General features: G+C 67.4%; 17 protein-coding genes. 11 read left to right on the top strand and 6 right to left on the bottom strand.

Going from position 1 to position 23,265, the window contains the following annotated elements:
• Window positions 1-37: 37 nt before the first annotated feature.
• Window positions 38-1,171: a tyrosine-type recombinase/integrase gene (locus tag WFQ05_RS02385; protein ID WP_337052467.1), complete on the bottom strand. Its 1,134-nt coding sequence runs from the start codon at window positions 1,169-1,171 to the stop codon at window positions 38-40.
• A gap of 334 nt (window positions 1,172-1,505) precedes the next feature.
• Window positions 1,506-2,336: a hypothetical protein gene (locus WFQ05_RS02380; RefSeq protein ID WP_337052466.1), complete on the bottom strand. Its 831-nt coding sequence runs from the start codon at window positions 2,334-2,336 to the stop codon at window positions 1,506-1,508.
• Window positions 2,337-2,667: 331 nt separating this feature from the next.
• Between WFQ05_RS02380 and WFQ05_RS02375 the strand changes: the two genes are divergently transcribed.
• Together WFQ05_RS02375 and WFQ05_RS02370 are read left to right on the top strand one after the other, a co-directional pair.
• Window positions 2,668-3,096, top strand: coding sequence for a hypothetical protein (locus WFQ05_RS02375; RefSeq protein WP_337052464.1), 429 nt, complete (start codon window positions 2,668-2,670; stop codon window positions 3,094-3,096).
• 1,061 nt (window positions 3,097-4,157) lie between these two features.
• A complete protein-coding gene (locus WFQ05_RS02370; protein WP_337052463.1) occupies window positions 4,158-5,465 on the top strand; it encodes a hypothetical protein in 1,308 nt (435 codons plus the stop codon).
• A 168-nt stretch (window positions 5,466-5,633) separates the two neighbouring features.
• On the opposite strand, the gene pyrC is transcribed toward WFQ05_RS02370, so the two are convergent.
• Window positions 5,634-6,671: a dihydroorotase gene (gene pyrC, locus WFQ05_RS02365; protein WP_337052461.1), complete on the bottom strand. Its 1,038-nt coding sequence runs from the start codon at window positions 6,669-6,671 to the stop codon at window positions 5,634-5,636.
• 160 nt (window positions 6,672-6,831) lie between these two features.
• Window positions 6,832-7,245 (bottom strand): H-NS family nucleoid-associated regulatory protein, encoded by a 414-nt coding sequence (locus WFQ05_RS02360; RefSeq protein ID WP_130522525.1) that lies wholly within the window; start codon window positions 7,243-7,245, stop codon window positions 6,832-6,834.
• A gap of 108 nt (window positions 7,246-7,353) precedes the next feature.
• Between WFQ05_RS02360 and WFQ05_RS02355 the strand changes: the two genes are divergently transcribed.
• The 5 genes from WFQ05_RS02355 to WFQ05_RS02335 all read left to right on the top strand — a co-directional run bounded on the left by WFQ05_RS02355 (window position 7,354) and on the right by WFQ05_RS02335 (window position 18,321).
• Complete coding sequence (locus WFQ05_RS02355) at window positions 7,354-8,727, top strand: chloride channel protein (RefSeq protein WP_306992020.1); 1,374 nt, start codon at window positions 7,354-7,356, stop codon at window positions 8,725-8,727.
• Window positions 8,728-8,939: 212 nt separating this feature from the next.
• Window positions 8,940-11,054 (top strand): TonB-dependent siderophore receptor, encoded by a 2,115-nt coding sequence (locus tag WFQ05_RS02350; RefSeq protein WP_337052459.1) that lies wholly within the window; start codon window positions 8,940-8,942, stop codon window positions 11,052-11,054.
• A 36-nt stretch (window positions 11,055-11,090) separates the two neighbouring features.
• Window positions 11,091-13,595: a sulfite reductase flavoprotein subunit alpha gene (locus WFQ05_RS02345; protein WP_337052458.1), complete on the top strand. Its 2,505-nt coding sequence runs from the start codon at window positions 11,091-11,093 to the stop codon at window positions 13,593-13,595.
• 432 nt (window positions 13,596-14,027) lie between these two features.
• Complete coding sequence (locus WFQ05_RS02340; RefSeq protein ID WP_337052456.1) at window positions 14,028-15,194, top strand: efflux RND transporter periplasmic adaptor subunit; 1,167 nt, start codon at window positions 14,028-14,030, stop codon at window positions 15,192-15,194.
• Window positions 15,195-15,201: 7 nt separating this feature from the next.
• On the top strand, window positions 15,202-18,321 hold the full coding sequence (locus tag WFQ05_RS02335) for an efflux RND transporter permease subunit (RefSeq protein ID WP_337052455.1): 3,120 nt from the start codon (window positions 15,202-15,204) through the stop codon (window positions 18,319-18,321).
• 453 nt (window positions 18,322-18,774) lie between these two features.
• Here the strand turns inward: WFQ05_RS02335 and WFQ05_RS02330 are convergent, their stop codons facing one another.
• Window positions 18,775-19,683: a LysR family transcriptional regulator gene (locus tag WFQ05_RS02330; RefSeq protein WP_337052454.1), complete on the bottom strand. Its 909-nt coding sequence runs from the start codon at window positions 19,681-19,683 to the stop codon at window positions 18,775-18,777.
• A 122-nt stretch (window positions 19,684-19,805) separates the two neighbouring features.
• On the opposite strand from WFQ05_RS02330, the gene WFQ05_RS02325 reads away from it, so the two are divergent.
• Entirely contained in the window at window positions 19,806-20,528 is a 723-nt protein-coding gene (locus WFQ05_RS02325; protein ID WP_130531417.1) for a pirin family protein, read from the top strand.
• 70 nt (window positions 20,529-20,598) lie between these two features.
• On the opposite strand, the gene WFQ05_RS02320 is transcribed toward WFQ05_RS02325, so the two are convergent.
• Window positions 20,599-21,030: a hypothetical protein gene (locus tag WFQ05_RS02320; RefSeq protein ID WP_337052452.1), complete on the bottom strand. Its 432-nt coding sequence runs from the start codon at window positions 21,028-21,030 to the stop codon at window positions 20,599-20,601.
• A 339-nt stretch (window positions 21,031-21,369) separates the two neighbouring features.
• Between WFQ05_RS02320 and WFQ05_RS02315 the strand changes: the two genes are divergently transcribed.
• From WFQ05_RS02315 to WFQ05_RS02305, 3 genes are all read left to right on the top strand, one after another.
• Window positions 21,370-21,750 (top strand): DUF4345 family protein, encoded by a 381-nt coding sequence (locus tag WFQ05_RS02315; RefSeq protein ID WP_337052451.1) that lies wholly within the window; start codon window positions 21,370-21,372, stop codon window positions 21,748-21,750.
• A gap of 79 nt (window positions 21,751-21,829) precedes the next feature.
• Entirely contained in the window at window positions 21,830-22,399 is a 570-nt protein-coding gene (locus WFQ05_RS02310) for a sigma-70 family RNA polymerase sigma factor (protein WP_130518502.1), read from the top strand.
• Window positions 22,396-23,199 (top strand): anti-sigma factor, encoded by an 804-nt coding sequence (locus tag WFQ05_RS02305; RefSeq protein WP_337052449.1) that lies wholly within the window; start codon window positions 22,396-22,398, stop codon window positions 23,197-23,199. The genes WFQ05_RS02310 and WFQ05_RS02305 overlap by 4 nt, the downstream gene beginning before the upstream one ends.
• Window positions 23,200-23,265: the final 66 nt, after the last annotated feature.

Here is a 23,265-nt window from a genome sequence, read left to right as displayed (position 1 = left end):
CGTAGGCGCGGACCCACGGCGGCTGAACTGTATTTCGTCAATCATGGCGCAAGTCCCCTGTGGCGAGGCGCGCCCATAGCGGCGTGCCAGTGTTTTTGGTCCCCAGCACGCGGTGCTGGCGGTCGGCGCTCAAGCGCGTGCGGCGGGCCCGCTCGGACACGGCCAGATAGCGGCGGGTGGTCTCGATAGACTCATGGCCCATGAGCGCGCGGATGGACTCGATGTCCGCGCCGTCGTCGTACAGCTGCGTGGCGAATGTCACCCGGAACCGATGGATGCCCCAGTCGCGCAGCTTCGCGGCACGGGCGTGGAAGGCGATCATGTGTTCGAAGCTGCGTAGTGACAGCGCCTCGCCGGCGGTTTTCGTATGCAGCGAGACGAAGACCGCCTCATGGTCGACGGCGAAAGGCAACCGCTCGCGCTCGTTGAGCCATGTGTGCAACGCCTCGACGGCCGGGCCCTCGAACGGCACGTCACGCTCCTTGGCTCCCTTGCCGGTTACTCGCACCACGGCGGAGCGCCGGCCGATCTCGAAATCAGCCAGTTGCAGCCCCGAAAGTTCTTCGCGCCGTAGGCCCGTGGCCAGCAACAGGAGCACTGCGCAGCGATCCCGCACTTGGCGCAGGGGCCTGGCTTCGCTGATGGCGCGGAACAGCGCCTGCAGCTGGGCGTCTGTGTACTTCTTCGGTGGCTTGGGCTTGGCCGGCGGTGGCGTCAGGTCGGCGGCAAGGTTGGTTTCGGCCAGTCCACGGCTGCGTCGCCAGTCGTAGAAGTTCCGCAGAGCTTGGACCTGTTGCCGCCGCCAGACCGGCTGGTTCTTGCACTCGATGGCCAACCAGCGCTGCCAACGGTCGAACTCGGTCACCGTGGCAGCCCGAAAGTCCACTCCCTCACCTGCGATCCATTCGAGGAACCGACCCACCGTGCGGCCGTAGGACGCGCCTGTCGTCGCGCCGCGGGACGCGCCCTGGATCGTCAGATGGACCAGCCAGAGCCACAACTCGGCAAGCGCCTCCGGCGGCAGGCTCCTGCGCTCGACCCGGCGCATGGCCGCGCTGAATCGCTTGTCGGAGGCGAGGAGGAAATCTCGGTGCCGCGGCACGTCACGTCCGTTGGGAAGCGCGCTGAGCGTGTCCTGGACGGCTTGCGGCAGGGGCTGATGGCTGGTCATGCCAGGCACCCGGCGGAAGCCCCATAAACCTCCTCCCATTTTTCGAGGGGCCAGTAGTTGGGCACCCCCCGCGTCGCGCCGGGGCGTTCGAAGGGGGGGTACCCCTGACTCCCCGGCCGCCGTCCCGCCCCGACCGGGGCGGCACCGCGCCGCCCCATACGAATCAATGAGTTACGCGCGCTCCGGCCGGCTCCCTTTTTTTTAACAATTGCCTTCACCCAACGGGAGGCGCCAGCGGTTGAGCCCCGCCGCACAAGGCCCTCGGACCCTACCTCCGTGTGAAGGCGAGAAAAGGCAACAACCGTGTTTGCGTGCAATTCATGCAGGCGAGAGGTCATGAAGAAGCCCTCTCTGCGGCGATCTCGCGCAGTTCCCGGTCAACCGCGGCCAGCCGCTCATCGCGCGTCGGCTCGTCGATGATTCCGTGGTTGAAGTCGTTGGCGATCGTGTATCGCTTGTTCTCGACGGCCCGTTCCCGTTCGGCCAGCTCATCAGCCGCGCGCCGCTTCCGCGCATCCTCGATGTTCGGCACCGCAACCGCGTCGGCCGCCTTCGCGATCGCCCGGGCTGCGACCCAGGCGATCGGCTTGGTTGGCGAATGAGCAGCACCTGCTCGCGCTGCCTCCAGCATCACAGCTTCGGATACCCCAGCCGCCTTGGCTCTGACCAGGTCCGGCACGCTGTCGCTGCATTCGCTGTACCCAGCCTCCCGACACACACGCGCCAAGTCGGGCGCTGACCCTAGAGAACTGTCAGTGTGCGTAGATGTATCTACAGAAGAAGCAGATGCAGAAGCAGATGCAGAAGCAGGGCCGTCACCTTGCCGAGAACCAACCCGCCCGGTTGGTGATCGGCCGGGTTGGTTCTCGGACGTAAATCGCGACGCCTTTCCGCGCTGCTCTCTGACGTGCTTGTCCTTCACCAATCTGGCGTAAAACCAACAACTTCCGCCATCACCTTCGACTAGCGTGACAGGTTCGCCGACCTTGCCTGCATGCTTGGCTGAGAACTCGAAGGAGCCGTGCCACTCGTCCCCACCCTTAAGTACGCCTTTTTGCGCGAGTTCGCGCAGATATTTGATCGGCGTTTTGCTGCCATGCGCGATCTGGGCCAGGCTCTCGCGGGCCACTCCGAACTCGTCGGACTGGCGCAGGTACAGGATCACGTGAGGCACCACGCCTTGGGCTGCCCAGGAGCACTTCCGCAGCTTCTGGTCTGTGCACCAGTCCTTCCAGTACACCTGGTCCGCCGGCGCCGCGGTCATGAGCGCCACCACGAAGCAGCCGCATCGTGCGGCCGGCCGGCGCCGCGGATAGCGTATTCAACTGACGCCGTGCGCCCGCCGAGAGCGCGTAGACGGTGTTCCCCGATGTGTTGCATTGAATTTCCGATTCCTCGGAAATCCATCTACATCAAAGGGTTAGCGGGTAAGCCAATGTATATTATGTTGACTTTCTGCCGCGGCGGAAGATGAGAAGGATTCCAGAAGCACAAGGTTGATCGCTTCAATATCGATTTCCGCTGTCGTTGCCGCCTATGCACGAGGCATCGTGGGCCAGACGCCAGAGCAGCTGGGCCTGGTGTTGGATCGGCTTCCGCTCCAAGGGCCCGTGACCCTGGCGGAAGCGACGATCCTGCTCAATGAACTAACTCAACTCAAGGGGATCAAGATCGGCGTGGCGACGCGCTTTTTCGCCGTGATGCGACCCGATCTGTTTGTGTCCGTGAACAACGGCAGCAATCCACAGCTGGCGAAAATCCTGGGCGGACGCGAGGTCACAGCCGTGAAGCAGTACATCGCGTTACTCCGCGATGTCTGGGCGACGGAATGGCAACAGTCCGACAAGCCCGCCGACAAGGATGAGGCGCTACTGTGGCAGCTCCGGGCGGCGCTACTGGATTCTGCACTTTACGAGTCAGTTTAGAGCGCAGCGGCAGTCCGCTTGAACAGATTACCGACCAACAATGCCGATCCGGCAAGCAGGGTCAAGCGTTTGAGAGGGGCGTTATCGGCGGGTTATGCCCTGTCTGACCCAGGGCATGCGACGCACTTGGAAGACGGGTGTCAGCCCAAAGCCAGTCTCGAGTAGTAGCGCATTTCGACCGCCCTACCCCCGATAAATCTTCCTAATCTTGTGCCTTCGATTGGCCGCCGTCTACTCGGCCATGAGGGCCCGCCGCGCCTCCCTCCTGCCTCCATGACTTATGTATTTAGAAAATTATTGGCTTTTCTTATTGTCGTACTCAATGCTTTGATAAGAACCTCCTGCTTATTTAGCCACCGATCCTCAGTAATTGTGGCTGCCTGATCTTGCATCTCTGACGAGTGTCGATGCGCAACCAAGCCCGCTTTAACTATCTTCAATAATAGCTCTTGATCCTCTAGTGAACTCGATAGAGTCGACGCCTTATCGATATGTAGCTTTAAAGATCCAATGTGAACCTCAATATCTTTCCAGCATGACTCCGTAACTAGATTCGAATTTTTAGCCGTGCATATAACAGTGCTCTTTAGGTTATCCGCAGCTCGCCTCGCCGCCTGAACATGGAAATTAGTTACCACCACTGCGAACACATTCGCTTTTTCCCTATCAGTACGCGCCCGATTGTTCGTAATAATACTGATTATCAGTGAAGCCGAGGAAAAAATGAATGACACAATGAGCGCGATCGTGGCGATCGTGTTTCCATGGGTCCAACCTTCCGTTGCCATAAATATTCCTTAGATGTGCTTGGAGTTGAGGGCGCAGGGCTTGTCAATCATCAGCCGTTCTTACGACCTGGCTTCGTCATGGCAGGCGATAGAAATTCTATCGAAAGATGCAGAAAAGGATAGCCTGCTGGGGCCGATGTCGTTGGCGGTAATATTGCATTGGCTTCTCGATATATTGGTCCCGCTACCCCCAACAAACATCCCTAACCGCCCCAGAATTTAGGCTAGGACTTAGCAAGCGTGCGTCACCAACCAATGGGTGCAAATTTATTTATGAAGAGCAAGATCCAGATGATCATCGACAAAGATGCGGTAGCACGCGCCGTACGTAAGCCCCTTGAAACCTACTACGCGAACATTGACAATGGTGAGAATGAGGATTTTTCTGAGCGCCCCGGAGACTGGGAAGAAAATGAGGAGCTTTTCAAGTCGATCTTCAAATCGCCTTACATAAATAGTCGCCTCGACTGGCTCTATGTGCTTGAGCTGATATATGAAGTGATTGATCGACCCGAGCAGCTCAAGCCAGAACAGTTTGCTATAGCATTGGAAGAAGCCGTAGCAGCAACTGCGGGACATCGAGACTACCTTGCGATCGTTCCTATGGCCTTCAAGTCCCCATTCGGATTTTTCGGAAGGAAAAGCCTGCCTGCACGCTCCATGCAGATAGGACAGTTCACCTTCTCGCCAGCAGCAGATTCCAAGCAAGCGCTCAACAAGATCATTACACGACACGGCTTCCCAGAGATTGACGAGTCCGACTTCCAACACGCATCAAAGACATCACGCAAGGCGTTCTCACATGAAATGCTTGCCTCCTTCATAGCCCATGGCACAGAGGAAAGGTTACGTTTCAGCGTGGAACTGAAATTCAGACACATGGCCAGACTTGTGGAGCTCTTTGCCTGCCTATTTGCAGACATCGCCTCACCTCTCGCGACTTCTCGTGCCGCCAACCACCTCTTCCTTCTCAGTAAGACCACCGGGGAGCTCAGGCGCCTACCATCCATCAAGCCGTTGTCGATTGATTTCGAATTGAGTGCCGATCTTTTGAAGTCAATCAAACGACCCGAGTTCGATATATTCTTTACTGACATTTCATCATCCACGGACAGCATGCATGGGCGATTGAGAAACGCCATCAAGTTCTTCTCAATGGCACTCAATTCTCAGGATGATGTCACTAGCTTTCTATTTTACGTCGTAGCCGTTGAATCGATCTTCTCTCGGGACAAGAATAATCCGATCAAGGCAACGCTGGCGGAGCTTGGATCGATGCTCTGCTTCCCTCCCAAGCAACGACTTGACGCCTACCAGATGATCAGGGAAGCCTACGACTTGAGGTCGTCGATCGTTCACGCCGGCGCCTCATCGGTTGACAAGAAGAACGTAGGAATAGTCAGGTCAATCGCGGCTCGTGCAATCTATTCCAGTCTGTACCTGTGTACCAATCTCAAGGGCGGTCAAGGTAAGCTAGAGAACAGATTTTTCAATCACCTGCGTGATCAAAAATTGGGGGTCGCCAAGGCGATCATCCCTCGCTCCATCTGGGCTCTTCCAGAGATTGGAACAATAGATTAATGGTCTGCCCTGCGACCGCTTTCGTCCCACAAGCGGGTGCCTCCTGCCCTTGATAACCATCTCTAACCGTTGGATTGATCGCCAAAGCACTCAAGAGAGCCAGGGCTAGCCGTCGCGCTGAAGAACACTTCCGTCCAACGCCACCTAAAATCATCGAGCCAGTCGTCGCTACGCCAGTGACCACGCAACCCCCTCCCCCGCCCGCATCGGCACCATCACCGAATCGGCCAGCGGATAGGTCTCGGGCACCGTCCAGGCCTTGCGCTCCAGCACGATCCGCTCCTGATTGCGCGGCAGTCGGTAGAAATCCGGGCCGTGGAAGCTGGCGAAGGCTTCGAGCTGGTCCAGCTTGCCGGCCTGGTCGAAGGCTTCGGCGTACAGCTCGATGGCGGCGTGGGCGGTGTAGAGACCGGCGCAGCCGCAGGCGGTTTCCTTGGCGCCGCGGGGGTGCGGGGCGCTGTCGGTGCCCAGGAAGAAATGCGGGCTGCCGCTGGTGGCGGCCTGCAGCAGGGCCTGGCGGTGGGTCTCGCGCTTGAGGATGGGGGCGCAGTAGTTGTGCGGGCGGATGCCGCCTTCGAACAGGGCGTTGCGGTTGAGCAGCAGGTGGTGGGCGGTGATGGTGGCGCCGACGTTGGCCGGGGCGCCGGTGACGAAGTCCACCGCATCCTTGGTGGTGATGTGCTCGAGCACCATGCGCAGGCCGGGGAAGCGGGCCTGCAGCGGCAACAGGTGGCGCTCGATGAACACGCGTTCGCGGTCGAAGATGTCCACGGCCGGGTCGGTCACCTCGCCGTGCAGCAGCAGCGGCAGCTCGTGCTTCTCCATCGCCTCCAGCACCGCGTTCACGCGCGCCAGGTCGCGCACGCCGGACTGCGAGTTGGTGGTCGCGCCGGCCGGGTAGTACTTGACCGCGAACACGTGCTCACTGGCCTTGGCCCGGGCGATCTCCTCCGGTGCGGTGTCCTCGGTCAGGTAGAGGGTCATCAGCGGCTGGAAGCTGGACCCCGCCGGCAGGCAGGCCAGGATGCGCTCGCGATAGCTTTCGGCCTGGGCCACGGTGGCCACCGGCGGCTTGAGGTTGGGCATGACGATGGCGCGCGCGAAGCGCTGCGCGGTATGCCCCACCACCGAGGCCAGGGCCTGCCCGTCGCGCAGGTGCAGGTGCCAGTCGTCGGGGCGGATCAGTTCAAGGCGCGTGGCGGTCATGGCGCGTTCGTCTTCAAGGTCGGATTGCAGGGCGCGGCATGGTAGCGCACGCCCTCGGCACTGCCCTGCCCCGGCCCTGCCCTCGCCGCCGCCCAAAACGCGACGCCCGCGGCGGGCGCGGGCGTCGGGTTGCAGCGATGGCGGAGTCCGCCTGGGCGGTTCAGCCCGGATAGGCCGGGAACTTGTCCTTCGGGTGGCGCGCCTTCCACTCGTTGTAGGCGGCGGTGCCTTCCCAGGCGGCGAAGGCCTTGGGCGTGCGGCCGCGGCCGGTCCAGGTCTCGCCGGTATGCGGCAGCCAGTACTTGGGCGCCACGGTGGTGCCGCGGGTGCTGGAGCCGGCGGACTTCCTGGCGCGCGGCTCGCTGGCGCCGGTTAGGGCGGCGATCTCGGCCTTCTGCTTGGCGTTGAAATGGCTGCCGTAGGTCTGCAGCAGCTTGATCACGTTGGAAAACGCGTCCGTGGCCTCCTGCTGGCGCAGCTCGACTTCCTGCGCCTCGAGCTTGCGCAGTTCTTCGGCCAGCTTGGCCTTGGCTTGGGCGATGGCGTCCAGGTTCAGCGTGTTCTTTTCGGTCATGGGTTCGTGTCGAAAGGGATCAAAGGCAGGGCTTGCCGGCTGCGCATTATGCCTGTCCGCGCGTGCAAGCCTTGGGCTGTCGCGCCGTCGCATGCGACACTGGGTCACATGTTCGAGCCATTCAAAGCGGGCGGCGCGCTGGCGCCGTTGTGGTCGCGGGAGCGCTGGATGCGGCGCGTGGCCTTGTGGGGCGGTGCCGTCGCGGTGGCGGTAGTAGCCCTGATCTTCGCCCGGGCGGCCGATGCGGCCTTCGGGCTGTTCTCGCGGGTCATCCACCACTCGGTGTGGTGGGCGCTGCTGCTGACGCCGACTGTGTTCGCCGCACTGGCCTGGCTCACCAACGGGGCGCTCAAGCCGACCCGCGGCTCGGGCATCCCGCAGGTGATCGCCGCGCTGCAGCTGCCCGATCGCGAGTTCCGCAGGCGCAACCTGTCGCTGGGGGTCTCGGCCGGCAAGCTGGCGCTGACCGTGCTGGCGCTGTTCGGCGGGGCCTCGGTCGGCCGCGAGGGGCCGACGGTGCACGTGGGCGCCAGCCTGATGTATGTGATCGGGCGGGCGCTGGGCTTCAAGGATCCGCGCGATGCCACGCACTTCCTGCTGGCCGGCGGCGCGGCCGGCATCGCGGCGGCGTTCAATACGCCGCTGGCCGGCGTGGTGTTCGCGATCGAGGAGCTATCGGGCCGCTTCGAGCACACCTTCTCCGGCACGCTGCTGACGGCGGTGATCGTCGGCGGCGTGGTCTCGCTGGGGCTGCTGGGCGCCTACACCTATTTCGGCACGGTGCAGGCCGCACTGCCGCTGGGGCTGGGCTGGCTGGCGGTGCTGCTGTGCGGCGCGGTCGCCGGGCTGCTGGGCGGGGTCTTCAGCCGCATGATCCTGGCGGCGATGGACGGCCGGCCGCGCTGGCTGGGCCGGATGCGCGCGGCCAATCCGGTGCTGTTCGCCGGCGGCTGCGGCCTGGTGCTGGCGCTGCTGGGCATCGTCTTCGGCGCCGGCGCGTTCGGCACCGGCTACGAGCAGGCGCGCAGCCTGGTGCAGGACCATGCGGTGGTCGGGCACGAGTTCGGGCTGATGAAGTTCGCCGCCAACCTGGTGTCCTACGTGGCGGGCATCCCCGGCGGGCTGTTCTCGCCGGCGCTGGCCGTGGGCGCGGGGATTGGCCACAACCTGGCGCTGCTGCTGCCGGGCGTGGACCCGTCCTCGATGGTGCTGCTGGGCATGTGCGCCTACCTGACCGGCGTGACCCAGGCGCCGCTGACCTCGTCGATCATCTGCCTGGAGCTGACCGACAACAGCGACATGATGCTGCCGATCCTGGCCACCGCTCTGCTCGCCCGCGGCGCCTCGGCACTGGTGTGCCGCAAGCCGGTCTACAAGGCGCTGGCCGATCGCCTGCTGGCCGCGATGCCCGAACCCGCGCCCGCGGCGAAGGACGAGCACGACGACGACGATGCGGACGGGCCGCGCCCGGCGCATACCTGAGCGATCGTCGTTCCGCGGACTTCGCGCGGCTGCCTGCGCCCGCGCTGAGGCCTCGAGAGATGCCTTCCGGCGCGTTGCGCAACGCGTCTTTTCTACAGGAGACCTACGGGTGGCCTGTCAGGCGGGCCGCGACGAGATGTCGCTGCATTGCAGCAGTAACGCGGGCCGCCTATCATTGTTGAGAACAATTCGCGTTCTCAAGAATCCCCTCGATGCTTCTGCCCCGCTCCGCTTCCCTGTGCGCGTGCCTGTTGAGCTGCGCGCCGTTCGCCCTGCATGCCCAGCCCGGCGACGAGACCACCGCGGCCGATGCCGCGCCCCAAGCCAGGGAACTGGATACCGTGCGCGTCACCGGCACGGCGACGAGCGGCTTCCGTAGCCGCGGGCCTGCTCAGGTCGGCAAGTCCGGATTGGCGCCCGGCGCGTCGCCGCAATCGGTCAGCGTGGTCACGCGCGACCTGCTCGATGCGCAGCAGGCGCAGAGCCTGGCCGACGCCTTGCACAACGTCCCCGGCGTGGTCAGCAACACCTTCGGCCGACGCGGCTGGGACGACCTGATCATCCGCGGTCAGGTCGCCTCCGATTCGCTGTTCGTCGATGGCTTGCGCACCGCCTCGTCCAGTCGCGTGGCCGAGCAGCTGTTCGGCTACGAACAGGTCGAGGTGCTCAAGGGCCCGGCCTCGCTGATGTACGGGCTGGTGCTGCCGGGCGGACTGGTGAACATGGTCAGCAAGCGTCCGCAAGCCGAGCGTTTCGACCATATCGACACCACGATCGGCAGCCATGGCTTGGTGCAGGGCACGTTCGATCTCAACACGCCGCTGTCGGCCGACGGCAAGGCCGCGCTGCGCCTCAACGGCCTGGCCATGAACAGCGACGACGCTACTGACCACGTCTGGTTCCGGGCACGCCACATCGCGCCGGCACTGTCGCTGGATCTGGGCCCGGACACCGACCTGACCCTGCTGGCCAGCTACCAGACGCGCCAATACCTGCGCCAGCAGGGCCTGCCGCTGGTGGGGTCGATCCTGCCCAGCCGCAATGGGCCGATCCCGCGCGACACCTTCACCGGCGAGCCGGGACAGGATCCCTACCGCGCACGCCAGTCGCGCATCGGCTACGCCTTCAGCCATCGCTTCGGCAACGGCTGGACGCTCAACCAGAACCTGCGTGTGCAGGACTTCGAGGTCACCGGCCAGTTGGTCAGCAATACGGCGATGAACGCCGACCAGCGCACCCTGCGCCGCGGCGCGCAGGACCAGGCCTACGATGGCCATACCCTGTCGGTGGATACGCATGCGTGGAAGCAGGTCACCACCGGCGCATTGCGCCACGACCTGACCTTCGGCGTGGATTACCTGGATACGCGCGAGGACGTGCTGTCCTATACCTGCACCGTTGCCGCGCTGAACGTGTACGCGCCGGTCTACGGCAGCCCGCTCCGCTGCCCTGTCACGCCCCGCACCAACACCCGCGTACAGGTCGAGATGTTGGGCCTGTATGCGCGCGACCAGCTGCACCTGGGCGAGCGCTGGCTGGTCAGTGCGGGCCTGCGCCGGGATTTCACCACCACCCGGACCACCAACCGCGCCAATGGCCGCGTCGAGCGCGATCCGGCCGACGCCACCACCGGTGCGCTGGCGGTGATGTACGACCTCACGCCTGCCGTGCGGCCCTACCTGAGCTACGCCACCTCGTTCTATCCCAACACCGGCACCGATGTGGACGGCCGGGGGTTCGAGCCCGAGGAAGGCCGGCAATGGGAAGCGGGCCTGAAGATCGACCTGGCGCAGGGCCGCGCGACGCTGACCACGGCGCTGTTCGACCTGCGTCGGCAGCACGTGCTGCAGGGCGATCCGCTCAACGACGGTTTCAGCATCGCCATCGGCGAGCAGCGCACGCGGGGCGCCGAACTCGGCATCGCCGCGGATCTGGGCCATGGCCTGAGCCTCAACGCCGGCTATGCCTACACCGACGCTGTGATCACCGACGACGGTGGCCAGGCGGTGTCGACGGTCGGCAACCGCCTCAACAACGTGCCGCGTCACAGCGCCACGGCATTCGCGCGCTACCAGCTGCCCGGCGCATGGTCGCGCTGGTCGGTCAACGGCGGCATGCGCGGGGAAAGCGACCGCTTCGCCTACAGCTACACGTTACCCGGCTATGTGGTCGCCGATGCGGGCGTGGCCTATGACGCGCCGCACTGGCACGCGGCCTTCAGCCTGAAGAACATCTTCGACACCCATTACTACAGCGGCGGCCTGGCCGCGGCGGTGGCGATGGGCGACGACCGCACCGCGATGTTCAATCTCGGCCTGCGCTTCTAACTCCCTTCCCGGCGATCCGCGCGCAGGAATCCCCACGTGCTCAAGAACCTCCTGTTCCAGACCCACTGGTTCCTGGGCATCACCGCCGGCACGGTGCTGGCCCTGATGGGGCTCACCGGCGCCAGCCTGTCCTTCCAGGACGAGCTGCTGCGCGCCATGAACCCGCCGCTGGCCCAGGTCGCGCGCCATCATGCCGCCGGCGAACAGGCGCTGCCCCTGACCACGCTGGCCGAGCGCCTGTCGCAGGGCCGTCACGGGCCGGTCCAGCGCCTGCGCGTGGACACCACCGGCACGCATCCGTCCGAGGTGCGCTTCGATGGGCGTGGCGGCACGTCGCTGTACTTCGACCCCTATACCGGGCAGGTGATCGACGCGCCGCGCGGCGCGGGCTTCTTCGACTTCGCCGAGGACCTGCATCGGCGGCTGGCGGCCGGCGAGACCGGCAAGGCGATCACCGGCGCCTGCGTGCTCATGCTGGTGTTCTTCTGCCTGTCCGGCCTGTACCTGCGCTGGCCCCGGCAGTGGCGCAGTCCGCGCACCTGGCTGGCGGTGGAGTGGAAACGCAGCGGCCGCAGCTTCCTGTGGAGCCTGCATTCGGTGATCGGCACCTGGGTGTTGGTGGTGTACTTGGTGATTGCGCTAACCGGGCTGTGGTGGTCCTACGACTGGTACCGCGACGGGGTCAGCAGGCTGCTGGGCGGTGCCGAACGCGAGGACGCGCGCGGCGGGGCCGGCTTCGGCCGGCTCGACCTGGCCCGGGTGCAGGCCAGCCTCGACGCGGCGGTCCCCGCCCTGCGCGCGGGGGGCTACCTCGACCTGCGCTTCGCGCCCAAGGGCGATCGCCCGCTGACCGCACGGGTCAGGCTGAAAGGCGCCGCGCACGACCGCGCCTACGACACCTATCTGCTCGACCCGGCCACCGGCGCGGTGCTGGAGCGCAGCCCCTATGCCGCGCTGCCGGCGGGCCGCAAGGTGCTGACCAGCGTGTTCGCGCTGCATTCGGGCAGCTTCTTCGGCTTGCCGGGGCGGATCATCGTGATGCTCGCGGCCCTGTGCATGAGCCTGTTCTTCGTCACCGGCTGGATGCTGTATCTGGATCGGCGCCGCCGGAAGCGCGCCGCGCGCGCATCGCGCCTGCCCTTGCTGCAGGCCGATGGCGAGCCGTGGCTGGTGTCCTTCGCCAGTCAGAGTGGCTTCGCCGAACAACTCGCCTGGCGCGCCGCCGGCCAGCTGCAGGCGGCCGGCCTGCCGGTGCAGGTCGAACCGATCGCGCGTCTGGATGCCGCGCGCCTGACCCGGACCCGACGGGCGCTGTTCGTGATCAGCACCTTCGGCGACGGCGAAGCGCCGGACACCGCACGCCCGTTCGAGCGGCGCATGCTCGACCGGGTCCACGCCCTGCCCGAGCTGGGCTATGCCGTGCTGGCGTTGGGCGATCGCCAGTACGCGCGCTTCTGCGGCTTCTCGCGCCGGGTCGAACACTGGCTGCATGCGCAGGGCGCGCGGGCGCTGTTCCCCAGCGTGGAGGTGGACCGCAACGACAGCCAGGCGCTGGAACACTGGCAGCGACAGCTGGCCGAGCTCACCGGCGTGGCCGCCGATGCGCCCCTGGTGGAAGACGTGCCGCTCCAGGCCTGGCGCCTGCTGGACCGCACGCGGCTCAATCCCGGCAGCGCCGCGGCGGCGATGTGGCATGTGCGCCTGCAGCCCCCGGCCGACGCGTCCTGGCAGGCCGGCGACATCCTGGAGATCGCGCCGCGGCACGGCACCGACCACGTCGCGGCCGTGCTGGCGCATGTCGGCCTGGACGCCGCCACGCCGGTGACGGTCGATGGCCGGACGCAGGCGCTGGCGAGCGCCGCCGCCACGCGCGACCTGCCGCAGCTGGACCTGCAGATGGCCCCGGTGCACGACGCGCAGGCGTGGATCGACGGCCTGCCGCCGCTGCCGCATCGCGAGTACTCGCTGGCGTCGATCCCTTCCGACGGCGCCGCCGAGCTGGTCGTGCGCCTGGCCACGCGGCCCGATGGCCGCCACGGGTCGGGCTCGGGCTGGCTGTGCGTGCACGCGCCGGAAGGCGCCGCAGTGCAGGCGCGCGTGCGCCGCAACCCCGGCTTCCACCGCGTCGACGGACCTATGCTGCTGATCGGCAACGGCACCGGCATCGCCGGCCTGCGCAGCCTGCTGCACGAGGCCGCGACAGCAGGCACGCACGACCACTGGCTGGTGTTCGGCGAACGCACCCGCGCCCACGATCATGTCTTCGAACAGGCGTTGGACGCCTGGCAGCGCGGCGGCCATCTGGCGCGCGTGGACCTGGCGTTCTCGCGCGATCAGGCCGAACGCCGCTACGTGCAGCACCTGCTGGCCGCGCAGGCCGAGGAAGTGCGGGCCTGGGTCGCGCGCGGGGCCACGCTGTATGTGTGCGGCGCGCTGCACGGCATGGCCGCCGGCGTGGACGAGGCCCTGCGCGGCATCCTGGGCGAGGACGGCCTGGACCGGCTGCTGGCCGCCGGCCGCTATCGTCGCGACGTGTACTGAGTCCGACACCGGCTGTCCGCGACCGGCTGAGTCAGGACACCGGCTGCCGGCGATGGTGCTGGGCCTTGCAGCCCGCAGCGGCAGCAAGTCGCTGCAAGCGGTCGCGTGGGAGGACTCCGTTTCGCAAGTGCAGGTGCGCTGTGCATCCGACTGCAGGCCCGCGCTGACGTAATCGTCATTCCGACACCCGGATCAGCCCGTGCATTCCGGCGCGCGACTTCGGGGGGCTTCCTGCACCCGTGCGGCGTTCCATAGCGCGCCGCGCCTTGCCGCCGAAGCGTGCGTCCGCCAGGCAACGACTCGAGACCAGGACGGATCGAAATGCACATCGCCTTGCCGGCAGGTCATGGCGAAGGCCGGGCCTTCTAGTAGGATGGCCCAAGCGCATCGGGCAGGGAGCCCGCGCGCCTCTCCCACCTCGCCCTGCCGCGCATGACCTCCCCGATCCTTGTGACCGTTCCGTCCCCTCGTCCGTTCGATTGGGCCGCACCGCTGTTCGCCATCGTGCTGGCCCTGTCCGCCTGCAGCGCCCCACCGACGCCCGCGTCGAAGTCCGCCCCCGTGGTCTCGGTGCTGACGCTGCAGCCCGAGACGCTGGCGCTGGAGACCGAACTGGCCGGCCGCACGGTAGCCTCGGAAGAATCCGAGGTGCGCCCGCAGGTGGAAGGCGTGCTGCTCAAGCGGCTGTTCACCGAAGGCGAGACGGTCAAGGCCGGACAGCCGCTGTTCCAGATCGAGCCCACGCTCTACCAGGCCGCCAGCAACGAGGCGCGCGCCAACCTGGCCACGGCCGAGGCGGCGCTGGCCAGCGCCAGGCTGCAGGCCCAGCGCTACCAGGTGCTGGGCAAGAGCCAGCTGATCGCCCAGCAGGAGGTGGACGATGCTGACGCCGCCTACAAGCAGGCCGCGGCCAACGCCGAAGCCAGCCGCGCGGCGCTGGACACCGCGCGCACCCGGCTGCGCTTCGCCACGGTCACCGCGCCGATCACCGGGCGCGTGGGCCGCGCCTTGTTCACGCCCGGCGCGCTGGTGACCTCCGGCCAGGCCGATCCGCTGGCGCGCATCCAGAAGCTGGACCCGATGAACGTGGACATCAACCAGTCCGGCACCGACTACCTGGCGCTGCGCCGCGCGGTCGCCGCCGGCGGCGTGCAGCCGGCGGCCACGCCGGTGCGGCTGAAGCTGGCCGACGGCAGCGACTACGCCGTGCCGGGCACGCTGGAGTTCGCCGACATCGACGTGGACCAGGCCACCGGCAGCATCACTTTGCGCGCGCGCTTCCCCAACCCGGACGGCACGCTGCTGCCGGGCATGTATGTGCGCGCGCTGGTCGGCCAGGGCGTGCGCCAGCAGGCGCTGCTGGTGCCGCAGGCCGCGGTGGATCGCACCCCGCGCGGCGAGGCCCAGGCCTGGGTGGTCGGCGCGGACGGCGTGGTGCACCAGCGCCAGTTCACCACCGTGCGCGCGGTCGGCAACCGCTGGCTGGTGGCCGATGGCCTCAAGCCCGGGGAGCGCATCGTCACCGGCGGCCGCCAGAATCTGCGCGATGGCCTCAAGGTGAGCATCAAGCAGGCCGCCGCCAGCGCCGGACAGGGCTGAGCGCCCGATGCTGCCGCGCTTCTTCATCCACCGGCCCATCTTCGCGTGGGTGCTGGCCATCTGCATCATGGCGATGGGTGCGATCGCCATCGCTATCCTGCCGGTCGAGCAGTATCCGGACATCGCCCCGCCGCAGGTCAACATCGCGGCCAACTACACCGGCGCCTCGGCCAAGACGGTGGAGGACAGCGTCACCCAGGTGATCGAGCAGCAGCTCAAGGGCATCGATCATCTGCTGTACTTCTCCTCGTCCAGCTCGTCCTCGGGCCAGTCGCGCATCAGCGTGACCTTCGACCAGCGCGCCGATCCGGACATCGCCCAGGTCCAGGTGCAGAACGCGGTCAACCAGGCCATCAACCGCCTGCCGCAGGAAGTGCAGCAGCAGGGCATCACGGTGTCCAAGTCGCAAGGCGACAGCCTGATGGTGGTCGCCCTGTACGACACCACGCGCAAGATGACGCGCGTGGACGTAGCCGACTTTTTGGTCAACACGCTGCAGGATCCGATCAGCCGCATCAACGGCGTGGGCGAGATCAACGTCTTCGGCGCGCAGTACGCCATGCGCGTCTGGCTGGACCCGCACCGGCTCAACGCCTACCGGCTGATGCCCAGCGACGTGCGCGCCGCGATCCAGGCGCAGAACACCCAGGTCACCGCCGGCGAGCTGGGCGCCCTGCCCGCCATCGACGGGCAGTCGCTCAACGCCACGGTCACCGCGCAGTCGCGCCTGCAGACGCCCGAGCAGTTCCGCCAGATCATCCTGACCACCCTGCCCAGCGGCGCCAGCGTGCGCCTGGGCGATGTGGCGCGGGTGGAGATCGGCGCGGAGAACTACCAGAACAGCAGCTTTCTCAACGGCTATCCCGGCTCGGGCTTCTCGGTGTCGCTGGCCTCCGGCGCCAACGCGCTGGAGACCGCCGATGCGGTGCGCGCGGAGATCGAGCGGCTCAAGCCCACCTTCCCGCCCGGCGTGGAGGTGGCCTACCCGCGCGACAACACGCCGTTCGTGCGCGTGTCGGTGGAAGGCGTGGTGCACACGCTGATCGAGGCCATCGTGCTGGTGGTCGTGGTGATGTACCTGTTCCTGCAGAACGCGCGCGCCACCCTGATCCCGGCGATCACCGTGCCGGTGGTGCTGCTGGGCACCTTCGGCGTGCTGGCGCTGACCGGCTTCACCATCAACACGCTGACGCTGTTCGCCATGGTGCTGGCCATCGGCCTGCTGGTGGACGATGCCATCGTGGTGGTGGAGAACGTCGAGCGGATCATGCACGAGGAACATCTGCCACCGCTGGAGGCCACCGAGAAGTCGATGGGCGAGATCACCGGCGCGCTGGTCGGCATCACCGTGGTGCTGGGCGCGGTGTTCCTGCCGATGGCGCTGTTCGGCGGCTCCACCGGCATCATCTATCGGCAGTTCTCGATCACCATCGCCTCGGCCATGGCGCTGTCGGCGCTGGTCGCGCTGACCCTGACGCCGGCCCTGTGCGCCACCTTGCTCAAGCCGGTGGAGAAAGAGCGCAGGCCGGGGCGGTTCTTCCAGTGGTTCAACCGCAGCGTCGAGCGCAGCCAGCACGCTTACCAGCGCCGGCTGGGGGTGCTGCTGACCCGTCCGAAGCGCTGGATGGCGCTGTACGCGGTGGTGGTGGTGGTCATGGCCGTGCTCTATCTGCGCATGCCGACCAGCTTCCTGCCGGTGGAGGACCAGGGCCAGCTGTCGGTGCAGTTCACCACGCCCGAAGGCACGCCCATGGCCACCACCGAGGCGCTGGCCCATCGCATCAGCGAGTACTTCCTGGACAAGGAAAAGGCCAACGTCGAGGCGGTGTTTCTGGTGGTGGGCCGCAACAACGCCGGCATCGGCCAGAACGCGGGCCAGGGCTTTTTGTCGCTGACGCCCTGGGGCGAGCGCGACCGCCACAACACCGCCGCGGCGATCATCGAACGGGCCAACAAGTATTTCCGCGCTCATGAGGACGCACGGATCAACGTGCTCGCGCCGCCGGCCGTGCGCGGCCTGGGCCAGTCCAGCGGCTTCGAGCTGTGGATGCGCGATGCGCAGGGGAAGGGGCGCGATGCCCTCGACCAGGCGCAGCGCACGGTGCTGGAACAGGCCGGCGACGATCCGGCGCTGACCTCGGTGCGCCTGAACGGCCTGGGCGACAAGGCCCAGCTGCAGTTGGACATCGACCACGCGCAGGCTGGCGCGCTGGGCCTGTCGCAGTCGGACATCAACGCCACCCTGTCGGCGGCCTGGGGCGGGACCTACGTCAACGACTTCATCGACCGCGGCCGGGTCAAGCGCGTCTATATCCAGGGCGATGCGCCCTATCGCGCCGTGCCGGAGGACCTGGGCCAGTGGTATGTGCGCGGCGACAACGGCCAGATGGCGCCGTTCTCCAGCTTCGCCAGCAGCCACTGGACGCGCGGCCCGCAGCTGCTGCAGCGCTTCAATGGGCTCTCGGCGCTGCAGCTGCAGGGCAGCGCGGCCGAGGGCCGCAGCTCGGGCGAGGCGATGGACCGGATGCAGGCGCTGGTGGACCAGCAGCCGGGCTTCGACCTGCAGTGGAGCGGCCTGTCCTACCAGGAGCGGCTGTCGAGCAACCAGACGCTGTGGCTGTACGCGGCCTCGATCGCCTTCATCTTCCTGTGCCTGGCCGCGCTCTACGAGAGCTGGTCGATCCCGGCGGCGGTGCTGATGGTGATCCCGCTGGGCGTGCTGGGCACGGTGGTGGCGACCACGCTGGCCGGGTTCACCAACGACATCTATTTCCAGGTGGGCCTGCTGACCACGATCGGCCTGTCGGCCAAGAACGCGATCCTGATCGTGGAGTTCGCCGAGGCCGAGCAGAAGGCCGGCCGCACGCCGATGGCCGCCGCGCTGGAAGGCGCGCGCCTGCGCCTGCGTCCGATCGTGATGACCTCGCTGGCCTTCGTCGCCGGCGTGATCCCGCTGGCCGTCGCCACCGGCGCCGGCGCCGCCAGCCGACGCGAGATCGGCATCAGCGTGATCGGCGGCATGCTCTCCGGCACCGTCCTGGCGGTGCTGCTGGTGCCGCTGTTCTTCGTGCTGGTGCACGGACTGCGGCGCGAGCCGAAGGTGGGAGAGGCGCAGGCTCAGGGCTGATCCCGCGGGACTGGCATCGAGGTCTCAGGGTCTGCCCCTCCCCTTGCGCAGCAGGGGGAGGCCGGGAGGGGGTTGGCTCAGGTCACGGCATGGCCTGGCTTGGACGCGGATATCCGGAGCCACGGCAAAGCGCCGGAGCTGGAGGCGTCAGGCTCCCCGCGAAGAGCCCCCCTCCCCAGCCCTCCCCTTCGCCTGCGGCGAAAGGGAGGGGGCAGAAGCCTCTGCCGCCCACCCATTTGCCGCACGTGTGTCCAGCTGCTTCCGGATCTGCCCCTCCCTTTTGCGCGAACGCGCAAGGGGGAGGTTGGGAGGGGGTTGAGGCTCCTCGCGAAGAGCGACCCCTCCCCGGCCCTCCCCTTCGCCTTCGGCGAAAAGGAGGGAGAAGAGCGGCTCACGCGCGTTGATTCCTTGTGTCGGTTGAACCGGCTCGTGCCGATTGAAGCGGGATGCGGCTTATGGCGCGGGGGCGTGAGCCGGAGCGAAGCGTTCGACGAGGAAGTCAACGAAGGCGCGCACCAGCAGCGAGGCCTGGCGGTGCTGGGGGTAGAGGGCGTTCATCGCGATGGGGGCCGGCTCGAACGCCTCCAGCACCGGGACCAGGCGGCCATCGGCCAGACAATCGTCGAGCAGGAAGGCCGGCAGATGGACCAGGCCGTGGCCGGCGAGCGCGGCCTGCACCAGTACTTCGCCGTTGTTGGCGTGCAGGCGGCCGGAGACCTCCACCGCCAGGGCGCGGCCTTCGCGCAGGTAATGCCATTGGCTGGTGCGGCCGTGGCCGTAGAGCAGGCAGGCGTGCTCGCGCAATTGGGTGGGCTGGTGCGGCGTGCCGGCGCGCTGCAGGTAGTCGGGACTGGCGCAGGTGACCATGCGCAGCGCGCCCAGGCGCCGGGCCACCAGCGTGGACTCGGCCACCGCACCGATGCGCAGCGCCACGTCGAAGCCCTCGCCCACCAGGTCGACCGCGCGATCGCTCAGGTCCAGCTCCACGCTGACCTCGGGATAGTCGGCGAGGAAGGTCGGCAGCACCGGCCCCAGATGCAGGGTGCCGAAGGACATCGGCGCGCTGACGCGCAGGGTGCCGCGCGGACGCGCCCCGCCCTGCTGGCAGATGGCCATCTCGGCCTGGTCGACGGCGGCGACGATCTCGCGCGCATGCTCCAGATAGGCCAGGCCCAGTGGCGTGGGGCTCAGCTGGCGCGTGGTGCGGTTGAGCAGGCGCACGCCCAGCCGGGCCTCCAGCGCAGCGATGCGCCGGCTGACCAGCTGCTTGGAGGTGCCCACGCGCTCGGCCGCGGCAGTGAGGCTGCCGGCGTCCACCACCTCCTGGAATACGCGCATGTCTTCGAGGGCGTTGATTGTCATTTCTTGGTTGACAGTATTTCCATCCAAGACGGATTTATAGCACCACCAGGCGACAGTAGGATGCTCGCACGGTGAGGCCGGGCCCCACCGCCCCATCCCGAACACCCAGCCAGGAGTACCCCATGCACGACATCATCCGGGCCGACAAGCGCGGCGTCGCCAACCACGGTTGGCTCAACTCGCGTCATACCTTCTCCTTCGGCCACTACTACAACCCGCAGTTCATCGGCTTCTCGGACCTGCGCGTGATCAACGACGATCGCGTCGCCCCGGGCCAGGGCTTCGGCACCCATCCGCACCGCGACATGGAGATCTTCTCCTACGTGCTGGAAGGCGCGCTGGCGCACAAGGACTCGATGGGCAGCGGCTCGGTGATTCGCCCGGGCGACGTGCAGCTGATGAGCGCCGGCTCCGGCGTGACGCACAGCGAGTTCAACGGCTCGGACCGGGAGAAGGTGCACTTCCTGCAGATCTGGATCGTGCCCAACGTGACCGGCGCGCCGCCGCGCTACCAGGAGAAGTCCTTCCCGGAAGCCGAGAAGCGCGGCCAGCTGCGGCTGATCATCTCGCCCGATGGCGCGCAGGGTTCGCTGGAGATCCGCCAGGATGCGCGCGTCTACGCCGGCCTGTTCGACGGCGAGGAACGCGCCTCGCTGACGCTGGGCGATGACCGCCACGCCTATGTGCATGTGGCCCGCGGCTCGATCGAGCTGGACGGCCAGGCCTTGAACGAAGGTGACGGCGTGCGCGTGCGCGATGCCGGCACGCTGACCCTGGCCAATGGTCGCGGCGCCGAGGTCCTGGTGTTCGACCTGCGCCCCAACGAGGTGCCGGGCCTGCACTGAAGCCCGAAGGCGTGAACGCTGCGGCCCGCCGCGTGTGCCCCCCAAGGGCCGCGCGGCGGGCCGTTTTGCGTCAGCCCCAGCGGCAGACCTTGAACACCGCCGCGTCCCAGCGCGAGGCGTCGTCGAAGGACCAGTGCAGGCCGCGGCGGGCATGGGCCGCCGCCCGCGCCGCGCGGGCACGCGCGCAGGCATCGGCCCGCGGGATGCGCATCGTCGCCGGCCTCGACCTGGCGCCGCGCGAGAAACGCACGCGCGATGCGGCGCGAGATTCCGCCTGGGTCAGCGAGGCCTGCCAGGCCTCGCGCGTCGTCTCGATCCTGCGCTGCGCCTCGTCCCGCTCCAGGCGCGGGCCCGGCACGGCGACCAGCTCGGCCCGCGCCCAGGTCTGCAGCGGAAGGCCGGCACAGGGCGCCTCCTGGTAGGCCGCGCCCTGCGCGGCGGCGCAGCGATAGATCGCCTGTGCCCCGGCATCGCCGGCGGCCAGGCCCATCAGCAACAACAACAGTGCGCATCCGTGTCGCATCGTCTCGTCCCTCGGTGTCCGCAGGGCCTCAGGCTCGCGCGTCGCAATGCCCCAGCCCATCGGACAACGCCGCAGGGCGGCGTCGGACGATGCCGCCCTGCATCCGCGCCGGCGTCGCCGACGTAATCCCCGGTGTCGCCCCCGGAGCCGATGCCGATGTTCCCCGTCTTGAAGCCCTCGTTGGACGCATGCACGATCCCGGCTTCGGCATGCGCCCCCATGCTGCTGACGCGCCATGCGCAGTGAGCCTGTCATGGTCAGCGCGCCTGCCCTGCCGGGGCGACGGCACGCCCATCTGAATTGCGGAGGAAACGCGGCATGGTCAACGCCTACCTGTGGCTCAACGCGCTGCTCTATATCGCCTTGGCGCTGTGGTGCACGCTGGCGCCCGACAGCACCGCGCAGGCGGTGGGATTCACCGCGCTCACCCCGGCCGGGCAGACCGAGTTCCTGGCGGTCTATGGCGGCATGGAGTTCGGGATCGGGCTGCTGTTCGCCTACTTCGCGCGCAGCCGGCAGCCGCGCAACGGCCTGGTCCTGGCCCTGCTGTTCTATGCGCCCATCGTGGCCTGGCGTGCCTATGCCATCGCCCGCTACGGGCTGCCGGGCGGCACGACCCTGGGGCTGGTGGCGGGCGAATGGCTGCTCCTGCTCGCCGCGGCGGGGCTGTTCCTGTGGCAGCGCAGCAGGGCCGGGTGAACGTGTCGAGACCGCATTGACGGGGCGCCCCGTAGGATCTGCCGCACCTTCCGCCCTCTCTTCAGAAGACGCGCGCCGCATGGCGGATTTCCCCGAACGCGACATCCTGGCCGACGACGCCGACCAGCTGCTGCTGGCCACGGCCCGCGGCGACCATCTTGCGTTCGAGCGCCTGTACAAGGCGACCTCGCCGCGCCTGTACGCTGTGTGCCTGCGCGTGCTGACCCAGCGCAGCGAGGCCGAGGACGTGCTGCAGGAGGTCTATACCAATGTCTGGAGAAAGGCGGTGCAGTTCGATCCGGGCAAGGCCGGCGCGCTGACCTGGCTGTCGATGCTGGCGCGCAACCGCGCGATCGACCGCCTGCGCGCCGGGCGCAACGAGCGTCAGTCGGTGCCCATCGACCTGGGGCCTGAGCTGATCGACGACACGCCCGGCGCCGAACAGCTTGCCGACGCCGCCCTGCAGGCCCACGGCCTGGACGTCTGCCTGGAGGAACTGGAACCGCAGCGGCGCACCCTGATCCGCACCGCCTTCTTCGAGGGCTGTACCTACGAGGAGCTGGCCACGCGCAGCCAGACCCCGCTGGGCACGGTGAAGAGCTGGATCCGCCGCAGTCTGGCCAAGCTCAAGGCGTGCCTGGAACGATGAACACCCACGCCGAACCCTTCGAACAGGATCCGCCCGGCCACGGGCCGCTGGCCGGCGAGTATGTGCTGGGCGTGCTCGACCAGGCGCAGCGGGCCCAGGTGCAGGCACGCATCGCCCACGATCCGGCCTTCGCCGCCGAGGTGGCGCAGTGGGAAGCGCATCTGGCGCCGCTGCTCGAACAGCTGGAGCCGGTTGCGGTCCCGGATTATGTCTGGGCACGCCTGCGCGCGGCCCTCGCGCTGCCGGAAGCCAAGCCCGTGCCGGCGACGTCTGCGCCGAAGACAGCGCCGAGCGGCTTCTGGAACAACCTGGGCCTGTGGCGCAGCGTCGGCATCGGCAGCCTGGCCACCGCCGTGGTGGCGGTGCTGGCGCTGGTGTCCACCCTGCGCAGCGTGCCGCCGGCCCCGCAGCCGCCCTCGGTGGCGCAGCAGCCAGCCGCGTCCAGCGGCATGCCGCAGATGGTCTCCACCCTGGCCCAGGACGACGGCAGTACCGGCTACGTGGCGACCATGGACGCGCGCAACGGCCGCATGACCATCATGCCGATGCAGCCGATGCACCAGGACGGGCGCGTGCCCGAGCTGTGGATCATCCCCAAGGGCGGCAAGCCGATCTCGATGGGCGTGATGGATCCCGAGCATCCGGTCGAGCATGTCCTGCCCGAGCCGATGCGCAAGCTGCTGCGTGCCGACGCCCTGCTGGCGGTGACGATGGAACCGCCTGGCGGCGCGCCGGGCGGCGTGGCGACCGGGCCGGTCGTGGCCAAGGGCGCCATCACCGCGCTGACGCTGGGCAGCTGACCCCTGCATCCGGGAGGGTGCGTGCGACGTACATCTCCTCACGCAATGCCTGAAGGAGTCTTCGTG

This window comes from Pseudoxanthomonas sp. USHLN014, assembly GCF_037153335.1.
Taxonomy (GTDB): Bacteria; Pseudomonadota; Gammaproteobacteria; order Xanthomonadales; family Xanthomonadaceae; genus Pseudoxanthomonas_A; species Pseudoxanthomonas_A winnipegensis.
Note: the sequence above shows the minus strand (reverse complement) of the source record. Positions and strands in the feature narration are given on the sequence as shown.

Excerpts from the sequence above, each read along its gene's own strand:
- WFQ05_RS02385 (WP_337052467.1), bottom strand. The coding sequence starts at position 1,171 with ATGACCAGCCATCAGCCCCTGCCGCAAGCCGTCCAGGACACGCTCAGC.
- WFQ05_RS02370 (WP_337052463.1), top strand. The coding sequence starts at position 4,158 with ATGAAGAGCAAGATCCAGATGATCATCGACAAAGATGCGGTAGCACGC.
- pyrC (WP_337052461.1), bottom strand. The coding sequence starts at position 6,671 with ATGACCGCCACGCGCCTTGAACTGATCCGCCCCGACGACTGGCACCTG.
- WFQ05_RS02360 (WP_130522525.1), bottom strand. The coding sequence starts at position 7,245 with ATGACCGAAAAGAACACGCTGAACCTGGACGCCATCGCCCAAGCCAAG.
- WFQ05_RS02355 (WP_306992020.1), top strand. The coding sequence starts at position 7,354 with ATGTTCGAGCCATTCAAAGCGGGCGGCGCGCTGGCGCCGTTGTGGTCG.
- WFQ05_RS02350 (WP_337052459.1), top strand. The coding sequence starts at position 8,940 with ATGCTTCTGCCCCGCTCCGCTTCCCTGTGCGCGTGCCTGTTGAGCTGC.
- WFQ05_RS02340 (WP_337052456.1), top strand. The coding sequence starts at position 14,028 with ATGACCTCCCCGATCCTTGTGACCGTTCCGTCCCCTCGTCCGTTCGAT.
- WFQ05_RS02335 (WP_337052455.1), top strand. The coding sequence starts at position 15,202 with ATGCTGCCGCGCTTCTTCATCCACCGGCCCATCTTCGCGTGGGTGCTG.
- WFQ05_RS02330 (WP_337052454.1), bottom strand. The coding sequence starts at position 19,683 with ATGACAATCAACGCCCTCGAAGACATGCGCGTATTCCAGGAGGTGGTG.
- WFQ05_RS02325 (WP_130531417.1), top strand. The coding sequence starts at position 19,806 with ATGCACGACATCATCCGGGCCGACAAGCGCGGCGTCGCCAACCACGGT.
- WFQ05_RS02315 (WP_337052451.1), top strand. The coding sequence starts at position 21,370 with ATGGTCAACGCCTACCTGTGGCTCAACGCGCTGCTCTATATCGCCTTG.
- WFQ05_RS02310 (WP_130518502.1), top strand. The coding sequence starts at position 21,830 with ATGGCGGATTTCCCCGAACGCGACATCCTGGCCGACGACGCCGACCAG.
- WFQ05_RS02305 (WP_337052449.1), top strand. The coding sequence starts at position 22,396 with ATGAACACCCACGCCGAACCCTTCGAACAGGATCCGCCCGGCCACGGG.